Here is a 24704-nt window from a genome sequence, read left to right as displayed (position 1 = left end):
GCGTTCAGTCGTTCGCGCTCGCAATCGTCACCAGCAGCACGCAGCCCTGGTCGCCGCGCGCGTGCACATCGTGCAGCTCGCCGGCAGGCACCAGCACCACCGAGCCGGCCACCAGCCGCAGGCTGGCCAGGCGCGTGGCAATGCCGGCCTCGCCCGCCAGGCAGTGGATGGTGGCCTCGCCGGGGACCTGATGGCTGGGCAGGGCATGGCCGGGCGGCAGCACCAGGCGCAGCAGCTGCAGCTTCGGCGTTCGGATCAGGCTGGTGCTGATGGGCATGCCGTCGCGGGCGTGCAGGGCGATGACCTCCAGTGGCTTTGCGTGTTCGAGTGCCATGCTTGGCTCCTGCTTGATATGGGTCAGAAGGTGGTTGCGCCGCCGCCTCGCCGGTGCACTTGAAGATGTACGCTGGATGCATCTTATGCAGGCGCAGCGGGCCGGAAGGAGTGCACATCATGGCGCAATGGATGGAGCTGGAAGAACCCCTGAGAACCCGGGAGCCGGCGCCGCAATGGACGGCATTCCTCGAATTGGGATTTCGGCCGCTGTACCTGCTGGGCTGCCTCTGGGCCGCGCTGTCGGTGGCGCTGTGGGTCCATGCTCCGCAGTGGATCGCGGGGCGCATGCCCGGCGTGTTCTGGCATGCGCACGAGATGCTGTGGGCCTTCGTGGCCACCATCGCCGTAGGCTTTCTGTTCACGGCGGGCAGCAACTGGACGGGACGCAACCCGCTGCAGGGCCGGGCGCTGGGCGCGCTGTGCCTGCTGTGGCTGACCGCCCGTGCGGGCTTTCTGCTGCCCGGGCCGCAGGCCTTTGCCGTGGCTGCGCTGTGCGAGACCGCCTTCTTCGCCTGGGCCGCGCTGGCGCTGGGCCGCGCCATCCATGCCGCGCGCAGCCGGCGCAACTACGGTCTGCCCCTGCTGCTGGCCGGCCTGGGCGCGGCCGATGCGCTGTACCTGTGGTCCATCTGGCAGGGCGACTACGGCGCGCTGATGCAGCGCTTCAACGCAGGCCTGCTGTGCATGGCCGTGATTGCGCTGCTGATCGCGCGGCGCGTGATCCCCTTCTTCGCCATGCGCGCCGTGTCCGGCCTGCAGATCCCCATGCACACGGCCAGCGGCCAGTGGCAACTGGGTGCGGGCGTGGTGGCCATCGCCTGCCTGCTGGCGGGCTGGTGGCCGGGCCTGGCCGCCGGCCTGGCCGTGGCGGGCGTGATCGCCCTGTGGCAGGTGCTGGCCTGGAAGCCCCAGGCCGTGCGCCGCGTGCCGCTGCTGTGGATTCTCTACCTGGGCCACGCGGCGCTGGGTGCGGGCCTGCTGGTGGCCGGCGCGCATGCGGCCGGATGGGTGCTGCGCCCCGCCTGGCCCGTGCATGTGATCGGTGCGGGCAGCTTTGCCCTGCTCATCATCGGCATGTGCACACGGACGTCGATGGGCCACTTGGGCCTGCCGCTGCGCACCGACCGCAGCATGGTCGCCGCCTATGCCCTGGTCATTGCCGCTGCCGTGCTGCGCCTGGCGGCCCTGCTGCCCACGGCGCTGTCGCTGGCGGCGCTGCATGCCTCGGCCGCTGCCTGGGTATGGGCCTTTGCGCTGTACCTGTGGCGTTTCGCCCCGCTGCTGGTGCGCCCGCGTGCCGACCGGCAGGCATGATCGCAGGCCTGCCATGCGCCTGACCCTGATGACCGACTACGCGCTGCGCCTGCTCATGCATGTGGCGCGCCACCCCGGGCGGCTGTGCACGATTGCCGAGATCGCCCAGGCCCATGCCATCTCCGAAGCCCACCTCATGAAGGTCACGCATCAGTTGGCGCTGCGCGGCTGGATCGTCACCGTGCGCGGCAAGGGCGGCGGCATGCGCCTGGCCCATGCTCCGGCCGACATCGGCCTGGGCGACGTGGTGCGCGGCATGGAGCCGGACCTTGCCATCGTCGAATGCTTCACGGGCAACAGCCCGCCGGCCTGCACGCTTGCGCAGGACTGCCGGCTGGCCGGCGTGCTGGGCGGTGCGCTGGACAGCTTCATGGCCCATCTGGACGGCTTCACGCTGGCCGATCTGCTGCCGGCTCCCGCATCCCTGCCGCTGCCCCTGCCGTTGCCGCACAGGAGCCGCGCATGAGCTACGGACTGCTGCTGACCCTGCACCTGCTGGCGGCCATTGCCTTTGCAGGCACGGTGTTCTTCGAAGTCGTGCTGCTGGCCGGGGCGCGCCGCCACCTGCCCGCCATCGTGGCGCGCGCCACCGAGCAGGCGCTGGGCGACCGAGCGGTGGCCGTCATGCCCTGGGTGCTGCTGGTGCTGTACGGCGCGGGGCTGGGTCTGGGCTGGCAGCATCGCGCGGCACTGGCTGCAGCCTTTGCCGCTCCGCTGGCCAGCAGCTTCGGCCTGCTGCTGGCGCTCAAGATCGGGCTGGCGCTCAGCGTGTTCGGACATTTCCTGGCAGCCATGTGGTGGCGCCGGCGCGGTGTGCTGGGCGGGCGCCGCTCGCACCGCCTGCACCTGAGCGTGTTCTGCCACGTGCTGGCTATCGTGCTGCTGGCCAAGGCCATGTTCTACCTGCATTGGTAATGGACCCGCGCGGTCCCGGCCCGTGTCAACCGCGTTAAGCTCGCTGCTCGCATGGCTTGGAGCACGGGAGCGCAGAGGTGGCATCGCATTGGCAGCCGGGCTTGATCGCCCTGCACGGTAATCAGACGGAGGTGCTGGCCGATACGGTGCTGGCATGGCTGGCTGCGCACCCGCTGGACGTGCTGGAGCCGGAGGTGGTGCTGGTGCAGAGCAACGGCATGGCCGAGTGGTTCAAGATGCGCATGGCCGAGCAGCTGGGCGTGTGCGCCGCCGCGCGCGTGGAACTGCCCGCGCGCTTTGTCTGGCGCAGCTACCGCCAGGTGCTGGGCCGCCAGGCCGTGCCGCGCGAATCGCCGCTGGACAAGACACCCATGACCTGGCGGCTCATGCGCCTGCTGCCGCAGTGCCTGCATGACCCGGCCTTCGCCCCCATTGCAGGCTTTCTGCGCCCTGGCGAGCCCGAGCGGCTGCTGCAGTTGGCCCAGCGCCTGGCCGACCTTTTTGACCAATACCAGATCTACCGCGCCGACTGGCTGGATGCCTGGGAGGCAGGCAGCGACCTGCTGCCCATGCCTTTGCGTCCCGCAGTTCCCGAGATGCCTGTGCCCGAGGGCCAGCTGTGGCAGCCGCGCCTGTGGCGCGCCGTGCTGGCCGAGCTGGACGAGGACCAGCGCGGCGCCACGCGCGCGCGCCTGCAGGGCCGGGTGCTGGCCGCGCTGCAGTCCGGCGAGCCGCCGGCCGCGCCGCTGGCGCGCCGCGTGGTGGTGTTCGGCATCAGCCAGCTACCGCTGAGCCTGCTGGAGTTCCTGGCCGCCATTGCCCGCCACAGCCAGGTGCTGCTGGCCGTGCCCAATCCCTGCCGCTTCCATTGGGCCGACGCCATCGACGGGCGCGAGCTGCTGCGCATGGCGCGGCGCCGCCAGCCGCTGCGCGGCGGCCGCGACTTGGCGCAGCTGCCGCTGGAGGCCATGCATGCCCACGCCCATCCGCTGCTGGCCGCCTGGGGTCGTCAAAGCCGCGACTATGTGCGCCAGCTCGACGCCTTCGACACCACGGGTGCCGCCGCGCAGCTGCAGATGCCGCGCGTGGACCTGTTCGACGAAACCGATGCCGAGGACCTGCGCACCGCGCCGCTGCTGGCCCAGGTACAGCAGCGCATCCGCGACCTGGTGCCGCTGGCCGAGCACCCGCCGCTGGAGGTGGCGCGGGCCGACCGCTCCATCGTGTTCCACAGCGCGCACAGCGTGGTGCGCGAGCTGGAGGTGCTGCACGATCAACTGCTGCAGATGCTGGCCCGGCCGACCGATCCCGGGCAGCCGGGGCAGGCACCGCTGGCACCGCGTGACGTCGTAGTCATGCTGCCGTCCATAGAGACCGCCGCGCCCTCGATACGCGCCGTGTTCGGCCAGTACGGCAGGCATGATCCGCGCCACATTCCCTTTGACATCGCCGACCTGGGCGCACGCGCCAGCAGCCCGCTGGCCGTGGCCCTGCAATGGCTGCTGCGCCTGCCGCAGCAGCGCTGTCGGCTCAGCGAGCTGTGCGACCTGCTGGACGTCCCAGCGATTGCCGCGCGCATGGGTCTGGCGGCCGACGACCTGCCCCAGCTCACGCGCTGGATGGCCGGGGCCGGCATCCGCTGGGGACTCAATGCGCCGCAGCGCGGCGCCCTGGGCCTGCAGGCCTGCGGCGAGCACAACAGCGCCTGGTTCGGCCTGCAGCGCATGCTGCTGGGCTATGCCAGCGGCGTGGCGCAGGACGGCCAGGCCTTTGGCGGCATCGAGCCCTATGACGAGGTGGGCGGCCTGTCGGCCGAGCTGGCCGGCGTGCTGGCCGCGCTGCTGGAGCGCATGCTGGCGTGGTGGCGCGAGGCCGAGCAGCCCGCCATGCCCGAGGCCTGGGCGCAGCGCTTTCGCGCGCTGCTGCAGGACTTCTTCAAGGCGCAGGACGATGAGGACGAGGCCATGCTGGCCGCACTGGACGCCGCCCTCACGGACTGGCAGCGCGCCTGCGAGCAGGCCGGCTATGCGCAGGCCGTGGAACTGGGCGTGGCCCAGGAGGCCTGGATGCAGGCGCTGGAGCAGCCCTCGCTGTCGCAGCGCTTTCGCGCCGGTGGCGTGACCTTTTGCACGCTGATGCCCATGCGCGCCATTCCCTTCGAGGTGGTCTGCCTGCTGGGCATGAACGATGGCGACTATCCGCGCCGCGCCACGCGCAGCGACTTCGACCTGATGGCGCTGCCCGGCCAGCAGCGCCCCGGCGACCGCGCGCGCCGCGACGATGACCGCCAGCTCATGCTCGAAGCCCTGCTGTCCGCGCGCCGCGCGCTCTACATCAGCTGGACCGGCCACCATGTGCGCGACAACAGCGAGCAGCCGCCCTCGGTCCTGGTCTCCCAGCTGCGCGACTACCTGGAGGCCGGCTGGCGCGGCGAAGGCGGCCAGCCGCTGCTGGCGCAGCGCACGCAGCAGCACCCGCTGCAGCCCTTCAGCCGCCGCTATTTCGAAGAAGGTTCGCCCTGGACCACGTATGCGCGCGAATGGCGGGCCGCGCATGCGCAGTCTGACGGCACGGACGCGTTGCCTCCGCTGCCCGCGCAGCCGCGCCCGCCCTTTGTCCCGGACGCCTCGGCGCCGCTGACGCTGGCCCGGCTCACCGATTTCCTGCGCCACCCGGCGCGCGCCTACCTGCGCCAGCGCCTGCAGGTGCGCTTCGAGCAGGAGGACAACCCGGTCGTGGACGAGGAACTGTTCCAGCTCGACGGCCTGACCGAATACCTGCTGGTGCAGCAGTTGCAGCAGCAGGTGGCGGCCGGCCTTTCCGAGCCCGGGCAGGCGCCCCAGGCCATGGAAGACAGTGTGCGCGCCGCCGTGGCGCGCCTCACGCGCTCGGGGCGGCTGCCGCTGGCGGGGCTGGGCGCGCGCGGCGCGCGGGCGCTGCAGTCCTCGGTCACGCCTTCGCTGCGGGCCTGGCGCCAGCAACTGGATCGGTATGCCCATCCCGCGCCGCGCAGGCGGCTGCTGATCGAGGACGATGGCCTGGTGTTCGACGACTGGATCGACGGGCTGCGCCAGTCCTGCGAAACCGAAGAGTCCCCCGATGCGGACGACGCACAGTGCTGGCTGCTGCTGGACCCGCGCAACCTGCTCAATGCCAAGGGCAGGCCCCATGCCGACAAGCTCATGCCGGTCTACCTGCGCAGCCTGGCGCTGGCCGCCAGCGGCTCGCAGGCCGAGTTGCGCGTGGTGGCGCGCGACGGCCTGGTGCAGGTCCTGCCCATGGACCCTTCCGACGCGCTGGCACGGCTGCGTGCATTGATGGCCCTGTGGCGCGAAGGCCAGAACGGCCCGCTGCCCCTGCCGCTGCGCAGCGGCCTGGCCATGGCCGAAGGCTTTCCCGCTGCGGCACAGCAGGCCTATGAGGGTGGTCATCTGGTCAGCGGCGAAGGCGAGGACCCGTCCTGGGCACGCTGCTATCCCGATTTCGAGGCCTTGGCCGCCGATGGGCGCTTCGAGGCCCTGGCCCATGCCGCCCACGCGCCGCTGCTCGACTGGGTGGCCGCGCAGGTGCAGGTCCAGCCCTACCAGGCGGATGCACCATGAGCACCAGCGAAGTGACCGGCGGCGTGACCAGCCATGTGCTCGACGCACAGCGTTTTCCGCTGTGGGGCAGCCGCCTGATCGAGGCCAGCGCCGGCACCGGCAAGACCTGGACCATCGCCGCGCTCTACCTGCGACTGGTGCTGGGGCATGGCGAGGGCAGCCTGGACGGCATCAGCAGTACGGCCTTCGAGCGCCCGCTGATGCCGCCCGACATCCTCGTCATGACCTTCACGCGCGCGGCCACGCGCGAGCTGTCCGACCGCATACGCAAGCGCCTGATCGAGGCCGTGCAGTGCTTTCGTGGCGAGGCCGAACCTGCGCCCCACGACGCCTTCCTGCACGCGCTGCGCGAGGCCTACCCTGAAGGCGCGGCCCGCGAGCGCGCGGCCTGGCGCCTGGCCATGGCCGCCGAATGCATGGACGACGCGGCCATCCACACCATCGACGCCTGGTGCCAGCGCATGCTGCGCGAGCATGCCTTCGACAGCGGCAACCTCTTCGACGAAACGCTGGAGCCCGACGAAAGCCAGCGACAGACCGAGGCCGCGCAGGACTACTGGCGCCAGCAGTGCTACCCGCTGTCCGACGAACTGCTGGACGAGGCCCTGAAGATCTGGCCCCACGTCGATGCCCTGGTCGAAGACATGCGTGCCCTGCTGCGCGAGCCCCCCGTGCTCGGTGCGGGCGAGGGCAGCCTGGCCGACTGCCTGCAGCGCGCCATGGAACAGCGCCGCAGCCGCCTGCTGGCCCTGGCAGCCGGCTGGGACGACAAGGCCCAGCGCCTGCAGCGGTGGTTGGATGGACAGCTCGACGGGCAGGGCGCGTTGTGGGACAAGCGCAAGCTGCAGCCCGCGCGCTACACCGGCTGGCTGGCCGCGCTGGCTGACTGGTCGCGCGCCCCGCTGGACGGTCCGCTGGCGCTGACCGAGGCCGCGCGCCACCGCCTCAGCCCCGAAGGCCTGGCCGAGGCCTTCAAGGGGGCGGCCGGCGATGTGCTCATGCCGCTGGAGCTGGCCGAGCTGCAGGCGCTGCTGGTGCAGCTGGAGCAATTGCCGCCCGTCAGCGTGGCCGTGCGCCTGCATGCGGCCGCGCGCGTGGCGCAGCGGCTGGCTCACCTCAAGCGCCAGGCCGGCAGCTTCGGCTTTGCCGACATGCTGCAGCGCCTGGACACGGCCCTGGCCGGCGACAACGGCGCCGTGCTGCGTGAGCGCATCCTGGCCCAGTACCCGGTGGCGCTGATCGATGAATTCCAGGACACCTCGCCGCTGCAGTACCGCCTGTTCGACCAGATCTACCGCACGGCGGCCAACGACCCGCACAGCGCCCTGCTGCTGATCGGCGACCCCAAGCAGTCCATCTACGGCTTTCGCGGCGCCGACATCCACAGCTACCTGCAGGCGCGCCGCGCCACCGAGGGGCGCCACTACGTGCTGGGCACCAACTACCGCTCCACCGAGGCGCTGGTGGGCGCCGTCAACCATTGGTTCGCGCAGGCCGAGCAGCGCCCGGGCGAGGGCGCCTTCATGTTCCGGCGCGGCAGCCACAACCCGCTGCCGTTCGAGCCCGTGGCCGCCCAGGGGCGCAGCGAGCAACTGCACACGCGCGACGGCGCCATGCCCGCCCTCACCGTGGCCTGGAGCGCGGGCCGTGACGAGGACACCGGCATCCCCCTGCCTTTGTCGGCCGACGAGGTACGGCGGCGCTTTGCGGCCCATTGCGCCGAGCAGATCGTGCAGTGGCTGGCCGACCCGCAGGCCGGCTTTGTGCAGCCCGATGGCCGCCTTGTGCGCCTGCGGCCTGCCGACATCGCCGTGCTGGTGCGCACGGGCCGAGAGGCGGCCACCGTGCGCCGCGAACTGCAGGCACGCGCCGTGGCCTCGGTCTACCTGTCGGACCAGGATTCGGTGTTCGCCAGCGACGAGGCCCATGACCTGCTGTACTGGCTGCGCGCCGTCGCCGCGCCGCTGGATGCCCAGGCCGTGCGCGCGGGCCTGGCCACGCGGCTCATCGGCCTGTCGCTGGACGAGCTGGCCTGGCTGGCCGCCGACGAGGAAGCCTTTGACGCGCGTAGCGAGCAGCTGCGCGAACTGCACAGCATCTGGCTGCGCCTGGGCGTGCTGGCCATGCTGCGCCAGACCCTGTACCGGCTGGACCTGCCCGCGCGCTGGCTGCAGGACCCGGCCCTGGGCGGCGAGCGGCGCCTGACCAACTACCTGCACCTGGCCGAGCTGCTGCAGACCGCCAGCGCCCAGCTGGAGGGCGAGCAGGCCCTCATCCGCTGGCTGGCCACCCAGATCGAGGCGCCGGGCAGCGGCAGCGAAGAGCAGGTGGTGCGCCTGGAAAGCGATGCCGACCTGGTCAAGATCGTCACTGTGCACAAGAGCAAGGGCCTGGAGTACCCGCTGGTCTGCCTGCCGTTCGCAGGCAGCTTCCGCCCCATGGAGCGGGCCAGGACGCCGTTCCTGACCCTGTCCGCGCAGGAGGGGGTGGAAGACGATGCCGCCCCGGCCCGCCGATTGCTGCTGGACTTCAGCGACGAAGACCTGGCCCAGGCCGACCGCGAGCGGCTGCGCGAGGACCTGCGCCTGTTCTACGTGGCGCTCACCCGCCCGCGCCATGCGCTGTGGCTGGGCTTGGCCCCGCTCAGGCGCGGCAACGGCAAGGCCTGCGTGAACGAGCAGGGCGCCGCCGGCTACCTGCTGGGCGGCACCGAGCCGCGCTCGGCCCAGGGCTGGCTTGACGGCCTGCGACAGCTGTGCGGAGAAGACCCGCACATGGCCTGGCGCGATCTGGACGCCGAGCCGCTGCAGCGCACGCGCTGGCAGCCGCCGGACGCTGCCACGCCGCTGCACGATGCCCGGCCCTACGACGCGCGCTTCGACACGCGCTGGGGCATCGGCAGCTTCTCTGCCCTGGTGCGTGCCATGGCCGCGCCCAGCCTGCCCGTGCTGCCCGTGGCCGTGCAGCGCCCGGCCGAGGATGAGCAGGCGCTGGAGCCTCCGCCATCGCCGGAACTGGCGGACATCGCCGGCCTGGCGGGCCTGCAGCCCCTGCAGAATGGACCGGCCGGCGGGCCTGCGGTCTGGCACCGCTTTTTGCGCGGCCCCGTGGTCGGCAACTTCGTGCACGACCAGCTGGAATGGCTGGGCGGCGAAGACTTTGCCCTGCCCGTGGACGGCCAGGGTGCGCTCGCTGATCGCCTGGTGCGCCGCTGCGAGCGCGCGGGCCGGGGCGAGCAGGCGCGTGACCTGCTGGCCTGGCTCACGGCCGTGGTCCACCAGCCGCTGGCGCCGCTGGATGTGACGCTGGCCACGCTGGGGCCGCAACTGTCCGAGATGGAGTTCTGGCTGCCCGCGCGCCAGCTGCCGGCCGAGCGCATCGACCAGCTGTGCCGGCGCTTCATCCTGCCGGGGCAGGAGCGGCCCGCGCTGCCCCAGCGCTCGCTGCACGGCATGCTCATGGGCTTTGCCGACCTGGTGTTCTGCCACGAGGGCCGCTACTGGGTGCTTGACTACAAGAGCAACCACCTGGGCCCGGACGGCGCCGCCTACGGCCAGGAGGCCTTGGCCCGCGCCATGCTCCACCACCGCTACGACGTGCAGGCCGCCCTCTACCTGCTGGCCCTGCACCGGCTGCTGCGCAGCCGGCTGGGCACGGCCTACGAGCCGCAGCGCCAGCTGGGCGGTGCGCTGTACTACTTTCTGCGCGGCATCGATGGCCCGGCCGGTGGCATGCATGCCATGGCGCCCGAGCTGCCCTTGCTTGATGCGCTCGATGAACTGCTCGGTCCCGGCCGCGCCAACGCGGAGGAACTGCCATGAGCCCGCGCCCCCGTTCGCGCACCATCGATACGGCCACGCTGGACCTGTTCGATGAACGGCCGGGCGGCGACTCGCTGGGCGGCAAACCGCCGGGCTCCGTGCCGCCAGACACCAATGAAGTGCTGGCCCTGCTGCGCCGCTGGGCCGACGCGGGCCTGCTGCGCCGGCTGGATGCGGCGCTGGCCTCCTTCGTCGCCGGGCAGGATGCGCAGGCCGGGCCCGCCTTGCTGGTGGCCGCCGCGCTGCTGGCGCAGATGGAGGGGCGCGGCCACAGCTGCCTGCCCCTGGCGCCGCTGGCCGGCCACCCCAACGACGTGCTGGCCTGGCCGGCCGATGCGCTGCCCGCGCAGCAGGCCCTGTGGCAGATGCTGCCTGCGCGCCTGTCCGGCTGGGTTGCGGCGCTGAGCGCCAGCCCCGTGGTGCGCGTGGTGCACGGGGAGCAGGTAGATGGACAGGGTGGCAGCGAGGACCTCGGCCAGCCCCTGGTGCTGGCCGGCGCAGACGGCCCCGCGCCGCTGCTGTACCTGCGCCGCTACTGGGACTACGAACGCGCCGTGGCCGCCCACGTCATCCAGCGCACGGCGGCGCAGGCCGTGGCCGGACAGCCGCTGGACGAAGCCCAGGCCCGGCGCTGGCTGGACCGGCTGTTCCCGCCTGTGGCGGACGGTGGCCCCGTGGACTGGCAGAAGCTGGCCTGCGCGCTGGCGCTGCGCGGCCGGCTGTCGGTGATCACGGGCGGCCCCGGCACCGGCAAGACCTATACCGCCGCACGGCTGCTGGCCCTGCTGTTTGCCACGGCGCCCGACGCCGGCCAGCTGCGCGTGGCCCTGGCCGCCCCCACGGGCAAGGCGGCCGCGCGCCTGAAGCAATCGATCGACGGGGCCTTGCTGCAATTGCAGGGCAGCATGGGCGGCGAGATCGACTTGGCGGGCCTGGTGCAGCGCATGGGTGCGGCGCGCACCCTGCACTCCATGCTGGGCGCGCGGCCCGATACGCGGCACTGGGGATTCCATGCAGGGCGGCAGCTGGACGTGGACGTGCTCATCGTCGATGAGGCCTCCATGGTCCACCTGGAGATGATGGCGGCGCTGCTGGAGGCACTGCCGGCCGGCGCCCGCCTGGTGCTGCTGGGCGACAAGGACCAACTGGCTTCGGTGGAGGCGGGCGCCGTGCTGGGCGACCTGTGCCGCGATGCCCAGGCCGGGCGCTACCTGCCCGACACGCTGGACTACGCACTGCGCGTGGCCGGCCAGCGGCTGCCGCCGCAGTTCGCGGCGCCCGACGGCGATCGTGCGCCAGCGCTGGCGCAGCACACCGTCATGCTGCGCGAGAGCCGGCGCTTCGGGGGCCCCATCGGCCAGCTGGCACACGCCGTGAATGCCGGTGAGGCGGTGAAGGCCCAGGCCCTGCTCGATGCCGGCACGCAAGCCGGCGCAGGTTCCGAGCTGTGGGAACGCCATGGCGGCGGCGTGCACGCCGTGACCGAACTGGCCGTGCACGGGCGCGGCGGTCTTGCCAGCTATGCCCTCTATGCCCAGGCGCTGCAGGGCCGGCCGGATGCGGCCGGCGCCGACGAGGCAGCGCACCGCGCCTGGGTGGTCGATGTGCTGCAGGCCTTCGAGCGCTTCCGGCTGCTGTGCGCCGTGCGCGAGGGGGACTGGGGCGTGTCCGGCCTCAACCGGGCGGTGGAGCAGGCCCTGGAAGCGCAGGGCGCGATCCGCCGCAGCGGCGAATGGTATGCGGGCCGGCCCGTCATGGTCACGCGCAACGATGCGCAGCTGGGCGTGTTCAACGGCGACATCGGCATTGCGCTGCCGGGAGCGCACCAGGGGCAGCCAGGGCAACTGCTGCGCGTCTACTTCCTGCAGGGCGACGAATTGCGCTCGGTCGGCGTCAGCCGCATGGCCCATGTGGAGACCGCCTTCGCCATGACGGTGCACAAAAGCCAGGGCTCGGAGTTCGAGCACACCGCCCTGGTGCTGCCCTCGCGCGGCGGCAGCGTGCTGGGGCGCGAGCTGGTCTACACCGGCATCACGCGCGCCCGCCAGGCCTTCTCGCTGTTCTCCGAGGTGCCGGGCCTGCTGGCCTCGGCCGTTGGCAGCCCCACGCAGCGCGCCAGCGGGCTGCTGCGCTGGCTGCAGGAGTGAGTGAAGGCCCCGCGCCTCAGGCCGGGGTCTTGTCGCTGGCGTAGCGGGCCATCATCAGCGCCGTATTGGTCTTGCGGTCGGCATTGACCTGCTGCACCGTGGGCCGCTCGGCCATGCGTGCCAGGTACTCGCGCACGGGCAGGTCGGCCAGAACGTCGCGCCCGCCAACGATCTTGCTGGCCGCGCTGACCAGGGGCAGGTGGACGATGGCGCAGCAGTCGGCCAGCGTGAAGCTGTCGCCCGCCACAAAGGGTGAGAAACGCGCGAGTTTGGCGAAGGCCGCCACGTTCTTGTCGAGCTGGGCCAGCGTGCGCTCCCGGGTGGAGTCGCTGACCTGGCCGCCGAAGAAGGCCTGCGGGTAGAGGATGCGCGCCACCAGCTCCAGGTGCAGGTCCAGGTACACGCACAGCTCGCGCACCTTGGCGGCCTCGAAGGCGTCGGCCGGCAGCAGGGCCGGCGAGGGCGACAGCGTCTCCACGTACTCGACCATGGCGGCCGACTCGCACAGGCCCCGGCCGTCGTCGATGCGCAGGTAGGGCACCTTGCCCAGCGGAGAAAGCGCCATGTCGGTCTCTCCCAGCCAGGCCAGTTCCTCGTTGAAGGGAAGCTGCTTTTCCAGCAGGGCCAGCTTGACCTTGTTGTAGTAGTTGCTGGCCGCGAATCCGCACAGGGTGAGCATGGGTGTCTCCTAGGGTGTTGGTGAGGGCTGGGGGATGCGCCTGCGATGGTAGGGGCGGGCAGGGCCTGGCGGGGTCACGGACATGACGTCCTGGGGCAGACCCCTAGAATGACGCCATGCCGCTTCGCCTGCCCTCCACCTTGGCTGCCTGCGCCCGCTGGGCGCTGGGCCTGTGGCTGTGCGTGGCGCTGGCATCGGCGTTTGCGCCGCTGGCGCGTGCCTCGGGCTGGGAGCGCCTGTGCTCGGCCGCTGGCGAATCGGTCTGGATGCCCTCGCCAGCCGGTCAGGACGATGCCCTTGCCGGCAGCCACGGCATCGACTGCCCGCTGTGCCTGCCCCCGCTGGCGCCGCCGCCCGCCCGGTGCAGTGCGGCCCCGGCACCGCTGGTGGCAGATGCGCAGCCACGGGCGCACCCGGCCTCCGTCCACAGCGTGGCCATGCCGGCCCTGCCCCAGGCCCGCGCACCGCCCCGGTGACTCCCGGATTCACTCCCGCTTCCTTCGCTTGGCCAACCCTTTTTGCAAGGCACGAAGACCGTGCCGCAATGCATTGAAATTTCTGGAGAAACCGTGATGACACTGCGTCAATGGACCACCCCTTTCCTGATCGCCGCCTCCCTGTCCATGGGCCTGGCCCATGCCCATGCCGATGCGGCCCATGTCAAGGCCGACGCCGCCTGGGCGCGTGCCAGCGTGCCGGGCCAGCAGGCCACGGGCGCCTTCATGCGCCTGACGGCCGAGGAGCCGCTGCGCCTGGTGGGCGTGGAGTCGCCCGCCGCCGGCGTGGCCGAGGTGCATGAAATGAAGATGGAAGGCGATGTGATGCGCATGCGCGCCATCGACGGCCTGGACCTGCCCAAGGGCGTGGCCGTGGACCTGAAGCCCGGCGGCTACCACGTCATGCTGCAGCAGCTCAAGAGCCCGCTGCTCAAGGACAGTCAGGTACCCATCACCCTGGTGTTCAAGGACGCCAAGGGCGAGACCTCGCGCCTGAGCCTGCAGGTCCCCGTGCGCGCCATGGCGCCCGGCGCAGGTGCGGCATCGGCTGCGCAGGGCGGCGCGCATGGCGGACACGGCGGACATGCCGGCCACTCCCACTGAGCTTTTTGTCATCCACCGGGTTTGTGCGCAGCGGGCCGTGCATGACTTGCGATGGACTTGGCGTGTGCCTGGGTTAAGCTGAGCGCATGGCCGGTGTGCTTCACCGGCATGTTCTTCCAACCCAGTCCTAGCGAGTGCTGCCATGAGTGATGCGTCCTCCTTCGGTTTCGGCAAGTTCATCCCCGGTTTCGACTTCCTGCAGGGCCTGGCCCAGAGTGCAGGATCGGCCACCGCCCGGCCCCTGGGGCGCCTGCCCGAATGGGTGGCGCCCACGGTGAGCATCGAAGAGGTGGACAAGCGCATCACCGAACTCAAAGCCGTGCAGTTCTGGCTCGACCAGAACGGCAAGGCGCTGGCCGCCACCATCCAGGCCCTGGAAGTGCAGCGCATGACGCTGTCCACCTTGCAGGGCATGAACGTCAGCATGGGCGAGCTGGCGCAGGCCTTCCAGTTCCCTGCAGCCGCAACCGCCGCGGCCACCGCTGCGGCCAAGGGCGCCGCCAGCGCGGGGCAGGGCGACCTTTCGGACTGGCCCATGTCCTCGGCCGCCAGCCGGGCGAGCAAGAAGGAAAAGCCGCAGCCCGAGCCCGCACAGGCCGCTGCCGCGCCGCCTGCAGCCCCCGAGGCGGGCAAGGCCGCCGACAGACCCGCAGCCGCGGAGACTGCGGCGCCCAAGGACGAGTCCGCCCAGGCCGCCGCCATGGGCCAGGCCATGCAGTGGTGGGGCGCGTTGACCCAGCAATTCCAGCAGATCGCCGCCAAGGCCATGGCCGAGCCCATGGCCCCGGAGGCCGTGGCGGCCGCCCAGCGCGCCACCGGCATGGCCGGTGACCTGGCCAAGGCCACCATGGACCGCATGGCGGCACAGGCCAGCGCCTTTGCTGCGCAGGCGGGCAAGGCGGCGGCGGTCTCCCCTGCCAAGGCGGCGTCCGCAAAGCCGGCGGCCAAGGCTGCGGCGCAGGCCGAAGCCCCCAGGACCGCTGCCAAGGCTCCCGCCAAAGCGGCTGCCAGGAAAACCGCTGCAAAGGCTGGAGCCAAGGCGCCGGCCGCCAGCAAGCCGGCAGCCAAGAGCCGGCCGGCGCGTTGACCGATCGGGCCGGACCCATGGATGCGCAAGGCCCCAGCCACCCGCAAGCCGGGTGCTGGCGGGGCTAGAAAGAAGGTTGGTATGTCGTTGTTTCCTGTAGGCCATGCCAGCCATTCCGACTGGCGCGCCGCGGCCGACGCGGTGCTGCAGCAGCTGCGCTTGCAGATGGCCGGGCCCGGCCACGCGCAGCGGCCCCGTCTGGGACTGGTGTACCTGTCCCATGCGCATGCCGCCCACGCACGGCCGCTGCTGCAGCATCTGGCCAGGGCCCTGCCCCATGTGGCGGACTGGGCCGGCTGCTCGGCCGGCGGCGTTCTGGCCATGTCGCATGAGTACCTGTCAGGAACCGCGCTCGCGGTGATGCTGCTGGATGTACCGGCCGCCCACTACCGCCTGTATTCGGGCCTGGCGCCCCTGCATGCGCCTGGCGGCGAGGCCGGCTTCACGGCCCATTCGGCCCTGGTCCATGCCGCAGGCGGCCAGCCCGAGCTGGCCGAGCTGCTGTACGAGCTGTCCGAGCGCACCGAGTCCGGCCTGCTGTTCGGCGGCGTGGGCGATGACGGGGAAGATGGCGTGGAGGGCGTGCAGATCGCCTGCCGTACCGAGGATCTGCATGCGCAGCATGCGGACGCGCGCGGCATTTTTCGTGGCGGCTTTTCAGGCGTGGCCTTCGGTGCCGGCGTGCCCTGCATCACGGGCATGGCCCAGGGCTGCGTGCCGCTGGGCGAGGGGCTGGAGATCACCGAGGCGCGCGGCGCCCTGGTCACCGGGCTCGATGGCGATCCGGCCCTGCAGCGCCTGCTGCAGCTGCTGGGCGTGGAGCTGGAAGGCAGCGACTGGCAGCCCGCGCTGACCACGGTCCGCACCACGCTGGCGGCCATTGCGCCGCCGGGCCGGGGCCTGGCCCACGGCGTGCTGACCGAAGAGGCCCAGGTGCTGACCCTGGTTGGCCTGGACCCGCTGCGCCAGGGCGTGGCCCTGTCATCGGCCGTGGAGGCCGGGCATTCGGTGATCTTCTGCCGCCGCCAGGCCCAGGTCGCGCGCCAGGAACTGCTGCAACTGGGCGCTGCGCTGCGCGATGCGGCGGAGCCCGAGGAGGCGGCGCCCGAAGGCGAGGCACAGCCCCGCATCCGTGGCGCCATCTACATCAGTTGCCGGGGCCGCGGCGGCGGCCTGTTCGGCGGCCCCGATGCCGAACTGCGCACCCTGCGCCACGCACTGGGCGATGTGCCATTGATCGGCTTCGTTGCCGAAGCCGAGATCATGGACGCCCGCCTGCACCGCTTCGCCGGGGTGCTGACGGTGTTCACTGCCTAGGCGTCGTACACGTCGTACACGTCGTACACGCCGTCCGCACCTCAGACCGCGCGCGGGCGCACCGTGCCTGCGCTGCGATCCGGGTCCATGGCTGCGGCTCCCAGAAAATCGAAATCCACGGCCGGCCGCCTGCCGCTGACCAGGTCGGCCAGCGCCATGCCGGAGCCGCAGGCATGGGTCCAGCCCAGCGTGCCGTGGCCGGTGTTCAGGAACAGGTTGGCGATGGGCGAGCGTCCGATCAGCGGCACATTGCTGGGCGTGGCGGGGCGCAGGCCGCTCCAGAACTGGGCGCGGCCGGTATCGCCGGCGCCGGGGAACAGCTGCTGCACGCGCCGCACGATGGCCTCGCAGCGCACGGGGTCCAGGTTGCGGTCGTAGCCGTTGAACTCGGCCGTGCCCGCAATGCGCAGGCGGTCGCCTTGCGCGCCCGTGTAGCGCGAGAACACCAGCTTGAACTCGTCGTCCGTGAGGCTGACCTGATAGGCCTTGGCGGGGTCCAGCACCGGCAGGGTCACGGAGTAGCCCTTGGCCGGGTAGATGGGCAGGCGCAACCCCAGCGGCTGGGCCAGCAGCGGGCTGAACGAGCCCATGGCCAGCACATAGGCGTCGCCCTGGATGCGTTCATAGCGGCCATCGGCATTGGTCACCTCCACATGGTCGATATGGCGGCTGGCGCCCGCACCCGTGGTGCGCAGCGCCGTCACGTGGTGGCTCTGGCGGAACTGCACGCCCGTGGCGGCGGCGATGCGCGCCAGCTCGCGTGTGAAGAGGTTGGCGTCGCCTGATTCATCCTCGGCCGTATAGGTGGCGCCCGCTATCTGCCCGCGCACATGGGCCAGGGCCGGCTCCAGGCGCACGGCTTCGTCGGCATCGATCAGGCGGCGGTCGCAGCCCAGGGCCTGCATCTGCTCGGTGGGCTTGAGCGCGCCCTCGAACTCGCGGGCGTTCGTATAGAAGTGCAGGATGCCCTGCGTGCGCTGCTCGTACTGGATGCCGGTGTCGGCACGCAGCTGCTGCAGGGCCTCGCGGCTGTAGGTGCCCAGGCGAACGATCTGCTGGATGTTGTGGCGCGTGCGCGCGGGCGTGCAGTTGCGCAGGAAGGACAGGCCCCAGAGCCACTGGCGCATGTCGGCGCGCAGGCGGAAGAGCAGGGGGGCGTCCTGCCGGCCCAGCCAGCCCAGCAACTTCAGCGGTGCGCCGGGGTTGGCCCAGGGCTCCGCGTGGCTGACCGAGATCTGCCCGCCGTTGGCGAAGCTGGTTTCGGCGCCGGGCGCGGCCTGGCGGTCGATGACGGTCACTTCATGACCGAGGGATTGCAGATAGTAGGCCGACGTGGTGCCGATCAGGCCGGCTCCGAGAACGATGACGCGCATGACGATGCCCTTTCAAAGGCATGTGCCGGGTCACGCGAAAGCTGGCCGCTATGGTCTGGATAGCAGGCAGCCGGCGTCCGTCGTGACGCAGCTGCCGCTCCCCCTGTCCTTGGTACCTGAGAGATTCACCACCATCCATGGGAACGGGGCTTGCTCCTTCGGTGCGCCGCACATTGCGTGCGGCGGCTCTCCAGACGGCATGTTGTGTTTGCAGTACGGAACCTGAGCGTGTATGGGAGTTTGCGCCTTCGGTGAGGCTCGGCACCGTGGCGCCCGCCTGCTCTCCTGCAGGGGCGATTCTATGGGGCTTGCGCAGCCAGCTCCAGTCGTATTGGGGATACCACCAGTTACCTGTATGTGGTGTGGCTGATTCAGGGTATTCCCTAGATCGCTCAAGCGCCTCCCTCGTAGCGCTGGTACGAGTCTCTGGCTTCATGTAAAAAAACTATTGAAATAGAAAAAAACATGATTTAGCCTATCGATATGTGCAGTGGTTTGTCAGTGCATGTTCTGGTCGATTGGACCTGCATGGGTTAACCATGGGTTGTATATATGTCTGATAGGCGACTTACCGTTGCACAGGTGCGGGTCCATGGAAACTGGTCCGTCACTGAAAAAATACAAGCACGGTGAATATGGTTTGTCGAGGGAGGAATGTTTTGCGTCGCAAACCCGACTGAAGGTGTGTCCGCTCAATGGGCAGTGGAGCAGCGCGCAAGCGTTGATGGAAATCCGCCTTTTTTTGATTGACGCGCAGGATCTGCGCGAAAAATTTTGCTTCCAAACTCACCGGCTGCAAGGTGAGTTGTGGGCTCGTGATTCAAATAGAACTATCCGAGGTACGGCGATGCAAATGCGCTGGGTACAACTGATGGCCATTGCCATTGGGAAAATCATTTTCCTGTCATATCTCCTTGAGAGAACGGGGAATATCATGCATGCTCTCAATCGCCTGCCTGGTTCGGCATTTTTTCGCAAGTGGCGTGCAGCGAAGTGCCTTTTCTCTTTGCTGCTGCTTTCATGCGCGGGTATCTCATCCACGGCACTGGCGGCGACCATCGTCTTCACGGTCACCGACAACAGCGACGCTCCCAATGCCAATGCAACGACACCAACCACCTGTGTCAGCACGCTGGGGGGCACCTTTGCTGGCGCATGTACGCTGCGAGCGGCCATTCAGGCAGCCAACTACACGCTGCAAACGCTGGATCCGAGTGCCGATGTTTCCATCGTCTTTGCGCCGACACTGACCACGTCGGTACGGACCATACAGAGCGGGACATCCAAGGATGCGGCGGGAAACCTCCATCCGTATGTCGACAATCAGACGGTTTACGTGCGCTGTGCCAATACATTCATCAGCGGAGCCCAGTCCGGCGCCGTGACGGGAGCCACCAATGCCTGTGGTCAAACCCAGATGATCAGCGGCGGCGATACGGGCACCACCACTGGTGCCGGTGGTGCCTGGTACTGGCTCAAAGGCACCGTGCCAGCCGGCACGGGCTCGTTGACCATCGATTTCGGGGGAGTCATACAAGTCCAGAACTGGGCGGACTCCCCCTGGGAAACTTTTTATCTTGGTGGGAAGAACATCACGCTCACCAATTCGCCCAATATGACCTGTGGCGAAGCGGTATTCGTCGTTGGCTCCACGGCGAACAATATCACCATTGATCGCGTCGGCCTGGTGAATGTGGCTCCAACCCCTGCTGGAGAGGGGACGCCGTTCAACTGCGAGCTGTACGCGGAGATTCATCAAGGCGCACAAAACGTATTCTTTACCAATAGCACGATCAATTCCGCGATATGGAATGGAAATTACGGCAATAACAAGGGCTCGGCCATTTCCGTTGCCGCAAGCAACGGTACAGGAGGCACGGTTTCCAACATTGTTGTCGATAATTTCACGGTAACGAATCTGCCCAACCCTATCGGGGGAATGCAGCTCGAGCAGTTCTTCCAGGTCATGTCGAACATGACCGTCAACGGATTGACGATCAAAGATTCGAATATCGCACTGAGCCCGACTGGTGGAAATGCGCCCAGGGCCGTGGTGTCGGTTGATGGAACGATCAACCTGGACAATGGAACTGGTCTTGCCGTGACGGGTAATACCTTCTCGCTGCCTATTGCCGCCTATACCACTTCATCGCCAATGCATGTGTCGGCACCAACGTTGAATATGGCAGCCTCAGGCACGACGCAGGTAGTGACGGTGACCGATAACAACTTCACTGGCGGCGGGGACGGGGTGAATATTGGTGGTACGGGTACGGCACCAGGGTTGATTGGCAACAACAAGATGACAAGCCAGTCGAGAAGTGCCATTCGTGTCACTGCGCGTGATTTCTTCAAGATTTCTCAGAACACGCTGTTTTCCGTGCCTGTGGCTGCAAACTCAGGTATCAGCTTGCAGACGACGGCCAATGGACAAACCGGATGGACCCCGACCCTTGGCGTTGGCGCCAGTGACACCGCCGCCTGCACCTGGACATTCAATATCACGGCAAATGCCAATGCGAGCGAGCCGGCACCGTATACGGTGGAAGCCTTTTGGTCGCCGACCGGCGCGGGCGTCAACGATGCGCAGGTCTATCTGGGCTCAGGGACCATGGCCGGAGCCTCGGGAACGCTGACCGTTCCTTCGTATCTCAGCGGCCAGGTGCGAGTCACAGTGACGGACAGCAATTCCGGTGGAGCACAAACCTCACAGCTTTCAACGGCGGCAAACGTCACCGGTTTTCCCTGTGCCCTGAAATCCGGCGTTCTGGCGACGACCAACAATCAACCTGTCGGCAGCAGCGACTTGCTGGAGGTCTACATTGTTGATGGCCAAGGCAATGCCTGGACGGGGGGCAGTGACACCGTCACCTTCGCAGCGCCGCCTGCAGGTGTCACGTTCAATGGCGGCTCCGCCGCAGTCAGCTGCACGACCGACTCCAGCGGAAAGTGCGCGTCTCCCATCAATGCCAGCAGCAGTGTCGCCGGAACATTCACGACACCCGTGACCTTGTCGTCGTCAGTCGCTGGTGCCACGTTCTCCAATCTTCCATTGGGTGGAAGTCCGGTATCTGGCGCAGTGACCTATCAGCCTTCGCCGGTTGCTTACAGCTTCACCGGACTGCCGGCCAGCACGACCGGTTCTGAAATCGCCGCGAGTCCGCCATCGATTGTGGCCAACGGCGTCTCCACCAGCACCTTGGCCGTGCAGTTGAAGGATGCTTTAGGCAACCTTGTCACCACCTGTACCGATACGGTGGCCTTCACCCTCAATGCGGGGACGCAAGGCGTTCCTGCCGTCAGCGTCACGGGCTGCAGTGCCGGCATGTACACGGGGACGGTGACATCGCCGGTGCTGGTCGGCAGCGGAACCTTCGGGTTCACCATCAACGGGTCTGCGGCTGTTGCCACCGCAACGATCTCCTATGCGGCCGCAACGCCGAGCACGAGTGCATCGACGATAGTCGCCACTCCGGCATCGATCGTGGCCAACGGCAGCTCCACCAGCGTGCTGCGCGTGCAACTGGTCGATGCCAGCAGCAATCCGATCAACACGTGCACGAACACGGTGGCGTTCACCCTGAACGGCGGAACGCAGGGAACGCCGAGTGTGGGCGCGGCCTCGTGTACTGCCGGCATCTATACGGGCACCGTCACATCGCCCACGGCGGTCGGCAGCGGGATCTTCGGATTCACCATCAACGGCTCTGCCGCAGTTGCTACGGCTTCAGTGAGCTACACGGCGGGTCCGCCAAGTACCAGCGCCTCGACCATCGTTGCGAGTCCGACCTCGATCATTGCCAATGGCACTGCAACCAGCACATTGACGGCGCAGCTCAAGGATGCGTCAGGCAATTCGATTTCGACCTGTGCCAACACGGTGGCCTTCACGCTGAACGGCGGAACACAGGGCTCGCCTGCGGTCGGCGCGGGGTCGTGCAGCGCAGGGGTGTACACGGCCACCGTCACGGCACCTACCGCAGTCGGCAGCGGCACCTTTGGCTTCACCATCAATGGCTCGGCCGCCACGGCTACGGCTGTGGTGAACTACACGGCCGGCCCGCCCAGCAATGGCGCGAATGGAAACCTGATCAGTGCCAGTCCGCTCAGCGTTGTCGCAGACAACACTGCCACGAGCTCGATCAGCGTGGCCCTGCGCGATGCCAATGGCAATCCCGCCACGGATACGGTGGCGCACACGATTGTCTTCACCAAAACGGGCGTGGGCACGACCACGCCGGCCGCACCCACGTGCACGATCGCGGCCAACGCCAATCCGGCCACCTGCTCCGTGACGGTGAAATCGGCCACGGTTGGCACCGCAAGCTTCACGGCAACGGACAACGGAACGGCCGTGAGCAATGGCAGTCCGGTATCGGTCAACTTCATTGCCGGGCCGCCCAGCAATACAGCCAGTGGCAATCTGCTCAGTGCCACGCCGCTCTCGGTGATGGCCGACGGTACGAGTACCAGCACGGTGACCGTCGCACTGCAGGACGCCAATGGCAATGCAACCGTCGATACGGTTGCCCACACCATCGGCTTTGTCCATACCGGCGCCGGCACGCCGTCGGCAACTTCCTGCACGATTGCGGCCAATGCGAATCCAGCGCGCTGCTCCATCACGGTGACATCCACCGTCGCGGGTGCGGCGAGCTTCACAGCCACGGACAACAACGGCACCACCACCCAGAGCGTGGCCAATGGCAGTCCGGCCGTGATCAACTTCACGGCCAATGCCGCCGACCCCGCCAGGTCGGGGGTGCGTACCGTCAGCAGTCCGGCCACGGCCAATGGCTCGGCGACAGATGTGCTTGAAGCGTTTGTGGGAGATGTCAACGGCAATCCGGTGGCCGGAAGCGTTGTCACGTTCTCTCCCACCGCAAACATCACTTTCAGCGGTACCTGCACCACCAATGCGGCCGGTACTTGCCAGGTCACCGCCAGGACAACCGTCGCGGGCTCCTACACTTCCGGCGCAAGCATCGCGGGGGGCGCATTGAGCGGCAGCGGCGTCAGCTCCGGCGGCAATACGTACGGCGCTACGGCTGCCTATGTCTTTACGGCAGGTGCCGTCGATCCCGCCAATTCGACCATGTCGGTCGATGTGAACAACCAGGCAGCCGGCGGCGGCCAGGACGTCGTTTCCGTGGTCACCAAGGATGCGTTCGGCAATCCGGTCACCGGCGTTGCCGTGAACTTCAGCGTGACGCCTGCCGGAGCGGCACCTGCCACCGCCAGTTGCACGACTGCGGGTGCGGCGGCGACCTGCTCGGTGTCGTTCACCAGCGTGACCGCATCGACTTACTCGGCTGCCGCCACGGTGGGTGCAACTGCCATCGGCAACAGCCCGCAATCGATGGCCTTTGTCGCCGGCAATGCCTCGGCAAGCAATTCGGGCCTGCGTGTCGTGAGCGACAACGCGGCGGCAAATGGCACGGCAACCGATGTGGTGGAAGCATATGTGCGCGATGCCGGTGGCAATCCCAAGGGCGGCGAGGTCGTCACCTTTGCCGGTACCCCCGGCGTGAAGCTGAACGGTGGCGCGGACGGCGCGTCAGCCACTTGCACCACTGGAACAAGCGGCACAACTCTGGGCATCTGCTCGATCACTGCCACCAGCACAGCGAGTGGGACCTACAGCATTGCCACCAGCATTCCTGCCGGAACCCTGGGTGGCACGTTCACCGTGGGAGCAAACGCGTATTCGCCAAGCGCCGCACAAATTCATTTTGTAAGCGTGGTGAACCTCAGTGTCACCAAGGCCAACCCTGGCAGCTTGGCTGTGGGTACGCCCTTCAACTATGCGTTCTCCGTGTCCAATGCCGCCAGTGCCTTCGGTCCTGCCAACAGCGTGACCATCAAGGACCTGGTGCCTGCGGGCATCAGCATCACGGGTGTGCCGACCGGCGCGAACGTGGCCAGCGCGACCTGCACGCCCAACACCTTCCCGTTTGCGGGTAACGGCAGCTCCGTGCTGACTTGTACGGTGAACTTCACGACCTCGGTCGCAGCCGGTGGCACCACCAGCTTCAATCTGCCGGCTGTGCCGACGGCGGTGGGTTCGAGCACGAACACGGCTTCCTACGATCCGTCCGGCGGCATCAGCCCCGTCAATCCGACGGCGGGTTGCACGACAGACTGCGCTTCCACACCGGTGACTCCGGTCACGCCTGGCACGCCAGCGCTGACGGTCACCAAGGCCAACCCTGGCAGTCTGGCCGTGGGCACGGCGTTCAACTACGCCTTCACGGTAGCGAATGCGGCCGGTGCCTTCGGCCCTGCCACCAGCGTGACCATCAAGGACCTGGTGCCTGCGGGGATCAGCATCACGGGTGTGCCGACTGGTGCCAATGTGGCCAGCGCGACCTGCACGCCCAACACCTTCCCGTTTGCGGGTAATGGCAGCGCCGTGCTGACTTGTACGGTGAGCTTCACCACGCCGGTGGCGGCCGGTGGCACCACCAGCTTCAATCTGCCGGCTGTGCCGACGGCGGTGGGTTCGAGCACCAACACGGCTTCCTACGATCCGTCGGGTGGCATCAATCCCGTCAATCCAACGGCAGGGTGCACAACAGACTGCGCTTCCACGCCGGTGACTCCGGTCACGCCTGGCACGCCTGCGCTGACGGTCACCAAGGCCAACCCGGGTAGCTTGGCTGTGGGCACGCCTTTCAACTACGCCTTCACGGTAGCGAATTCGGCTGGTGCCTTCGGCCCTGCCACCAGCGTGACCATCAAGGATCTGGTGCCTGCGGGGATCAGCATCACGGGTGTGCCGACTGGTGCCAATGTGGCCAGCGCGACCTGCACGCCCAACACCTTCCCGTTTGCGGGTAATGGCAGCGCCGTGCTGACTTGTACGGTGAGCTTCACCACGCCGGTGGCGGCCGGTGGCACCACCAGCTTCAATCTGCCGGCTGTTCCGACGGCGGTGGGCTCGAGCACGAACACGGCCTCCTACGATCCGTCGGGTGGCATCAATCCCGTCAATCCAACGGCAGGGTGCACAA

General features: G+C 68.6%; 14 protein-coding genes and 1 riboswitch. Of the genes, 11 read left to right on the top strand and 3 right to left on the bottom strand.

The features are described 5' to 3' along the window. Positions 1-4: 4 nt before the first annotated feature. Positions 5-334, bottom strand: a complete 330-nt coding sequence (locus AC5I49_RS00070) for a cupin domain-containing protein (protein WP_310044612.1) — start codon at positions 332-334, stop codon at positions 5-7. Between the two features lie 119 nt (positions 335-453). Between AC5I49_RS00070 and AC5I49_RS00065 the strand changes: the two genes are divergently transcribed. The 6 genes from AC5I49_RS00065 to recD all read left to right on the top strand — a co-directional run bounded on the left by AC5I49_RS00065 (position 454) and on the right by recD (position 12135). Continuing rightward, positions 454-1650, top strand: coding sequence for an NnrS family protein (locus AC5I49_RS00065; RefSeq protein ID WP_473210256.1), 1197 nt, complete (start codon positions 454-456; stop codon positions 1648-1650). Positions 1651-1663: 13 nt separating this feature from the next. After that, positions 1664-2116 carry an RrF2 family transcriptional regulator gene (locus AC5I49_RS00060; RefSeq protein WP_043792217.1) on the top strand — a complete coding sequence of 151 codons (453 nt, stop codon included), beginning with the start codon at positions 1664-1666 and terminating at the stop codon, positions 2114-2116. Continuing rightward, positions 2113-2565 (top strand): CopD family copper resistance protein, encoded by a 453-nt coding sequence (locus AC5I49_RS00055; RefSeq protein ID WP_016453547.1) that lies wholly within the window; start codon positions 2113-2115, stop codon positions 2563-2565. Before AC5I49_RS00060 ends, AC5I49_RS00055 begins: the two co-directional genes overlap by 4 nt. Positions 2566-2642: 77 nt before the next feature. Next, positions 2643-6167, top strand: a complete 3525-nt coding sequence (gene recC / locus AC5I49_RS00050; RefSeq protein WP_495788678.1) for an exodeoxyribonuclease V subunit gamma — start codon at positions 2643-2645, stop codon at positions 6165-6167. Then, entirely contained in the window at positions 6164-9988 is a 3825-nt protein-coding gene (recB, locus tag AC5I49_RS00045) for an exodeoxyribonuclease V subunit beta (RefSeq protein ID WP_495788677.1), read from the top strand. Before recC ends, recB begins: the two co-directional genes overlap by 4 nt. Continuing rightward, positions 9985-12135, top strand: a complete 2151-nt coding sequence (recD, locus tag AC5I49_RS00040) for an exodeoxyribonuclease V subunit alpha (RefSeq protein ID WP_495788676.1) — start codon at positions 9985-9987, stop codon at positions 12133-12135. The genes recB and recD overlap by 4 nt, the downstream gene beginning before the upstream one ends. A gap of 16 nt (positions 12136-12151) precedes the next feature. Here recD and AC5I49_RS00035 read toward each other — a convergent pair whose 3' ends face one another. Beyond that, a complete protein-coding gene (locus AC5I49_RS00035; protein WP_016450404.1) occupies positions 12152-12814 on the bottom strand; it encodes a glutathione S-transferase family protein in 663 nt (220 codons plus the stop codon). 116 nt (positions 12815-12930) lie between these two features. Here AC5I49_RS00035 and AC5I49_RS00030 point away from each other — a divergent pair, with 116 nt between their 5' ends. The 4 genes from AC5I49_RS00030 (at position 12931) to AC5I49_RS00015 (ending at position 16318) form a co-directional block, all read left to right on the top strand. After that, positions 12931-13290: a hypothetical protein gene (locus AC5I49_RS00030; protein WP_495788675.1), complete on the top strand. Its 360-nt coding sequence runs from the start codon at positions 12931-12933 to the stop codon at positions 13288-13290. 96 nt (positions 13291-13386) lie between these two features. Next, on the top strand, positions 13387-13914 hold the full coding sequence (locus tag AC5I49_RS00025; RefSeq protein WP_016450406.1) for a copper chaperone PCu(A)C: 528 nt from the start codon (positions 13387-13389) through the stop codon (positions 13912-13914). Between the two features lie 142 nt (positions 13915-14056). Next, entirely contained in the window at positions 14057-15001 is a 945-nt protein-coding gene (locus tag AC5I49_RS00020) for a PhaM family polyhydroxyalkanoate granule multifunctional regulatory protein (protein WP_495788674.1), read from the top strand. An 81-nt stretch (positions 15002-15082) separates the two neighbouring features. Beyond that, positions 15083-16318 carry an FIST signal transduction protein gene (locus AC5I49_RS00015; RefSeq protein WP_016450408.1) on the top strand — a complete coding sequence of 412 codons (1236 nt, stop codon included), beginning with the start codon at positions 15083-15085 and terminating at the stop codon, positions 16316-16318. Between the two features lie 41 nt (positions 16319-16359). Here AC5I49_RS00015 and AC5I49_RS00010 read toward each other — a convergent pair whose 3' ends face one another. Continuing rightward, complete coding sequence (locus tag AC5I49_RS00010; protein ID WP_495788673.1) at positions 16360-17691, bottom strand: D-amino acid dehydrogenase; 1332 nt, start codon at positions 17689-17691, stop codon at positions 16360-16362. A gap of 93 nt (positions 17692-17784) precedes the next feature. Further along, a riboswitch (glycine riboswitch) is annotated at positions 17785-17895 on the bottom strand. A gap of 388 nt (positions 17896-18283) precedes the next feature. Between AC5I49_RS00010 and AC5I49_RS00005 the strand changes: the two genes are divergently transcribed. Further along, on the top strand, positions 18284-24704 hold a 6421-nt coding region (locus AC5I49_RS00005), incomplete at its 3' end, for a beta strand repeat-containing protein (protein ID WP_495788672.1).

It is taken from the genome of Delftia sp. (assembly GCF_059499305.1).
This window is presented reverse-complemented; position numbering and strand designations above follow the sequence as displayed.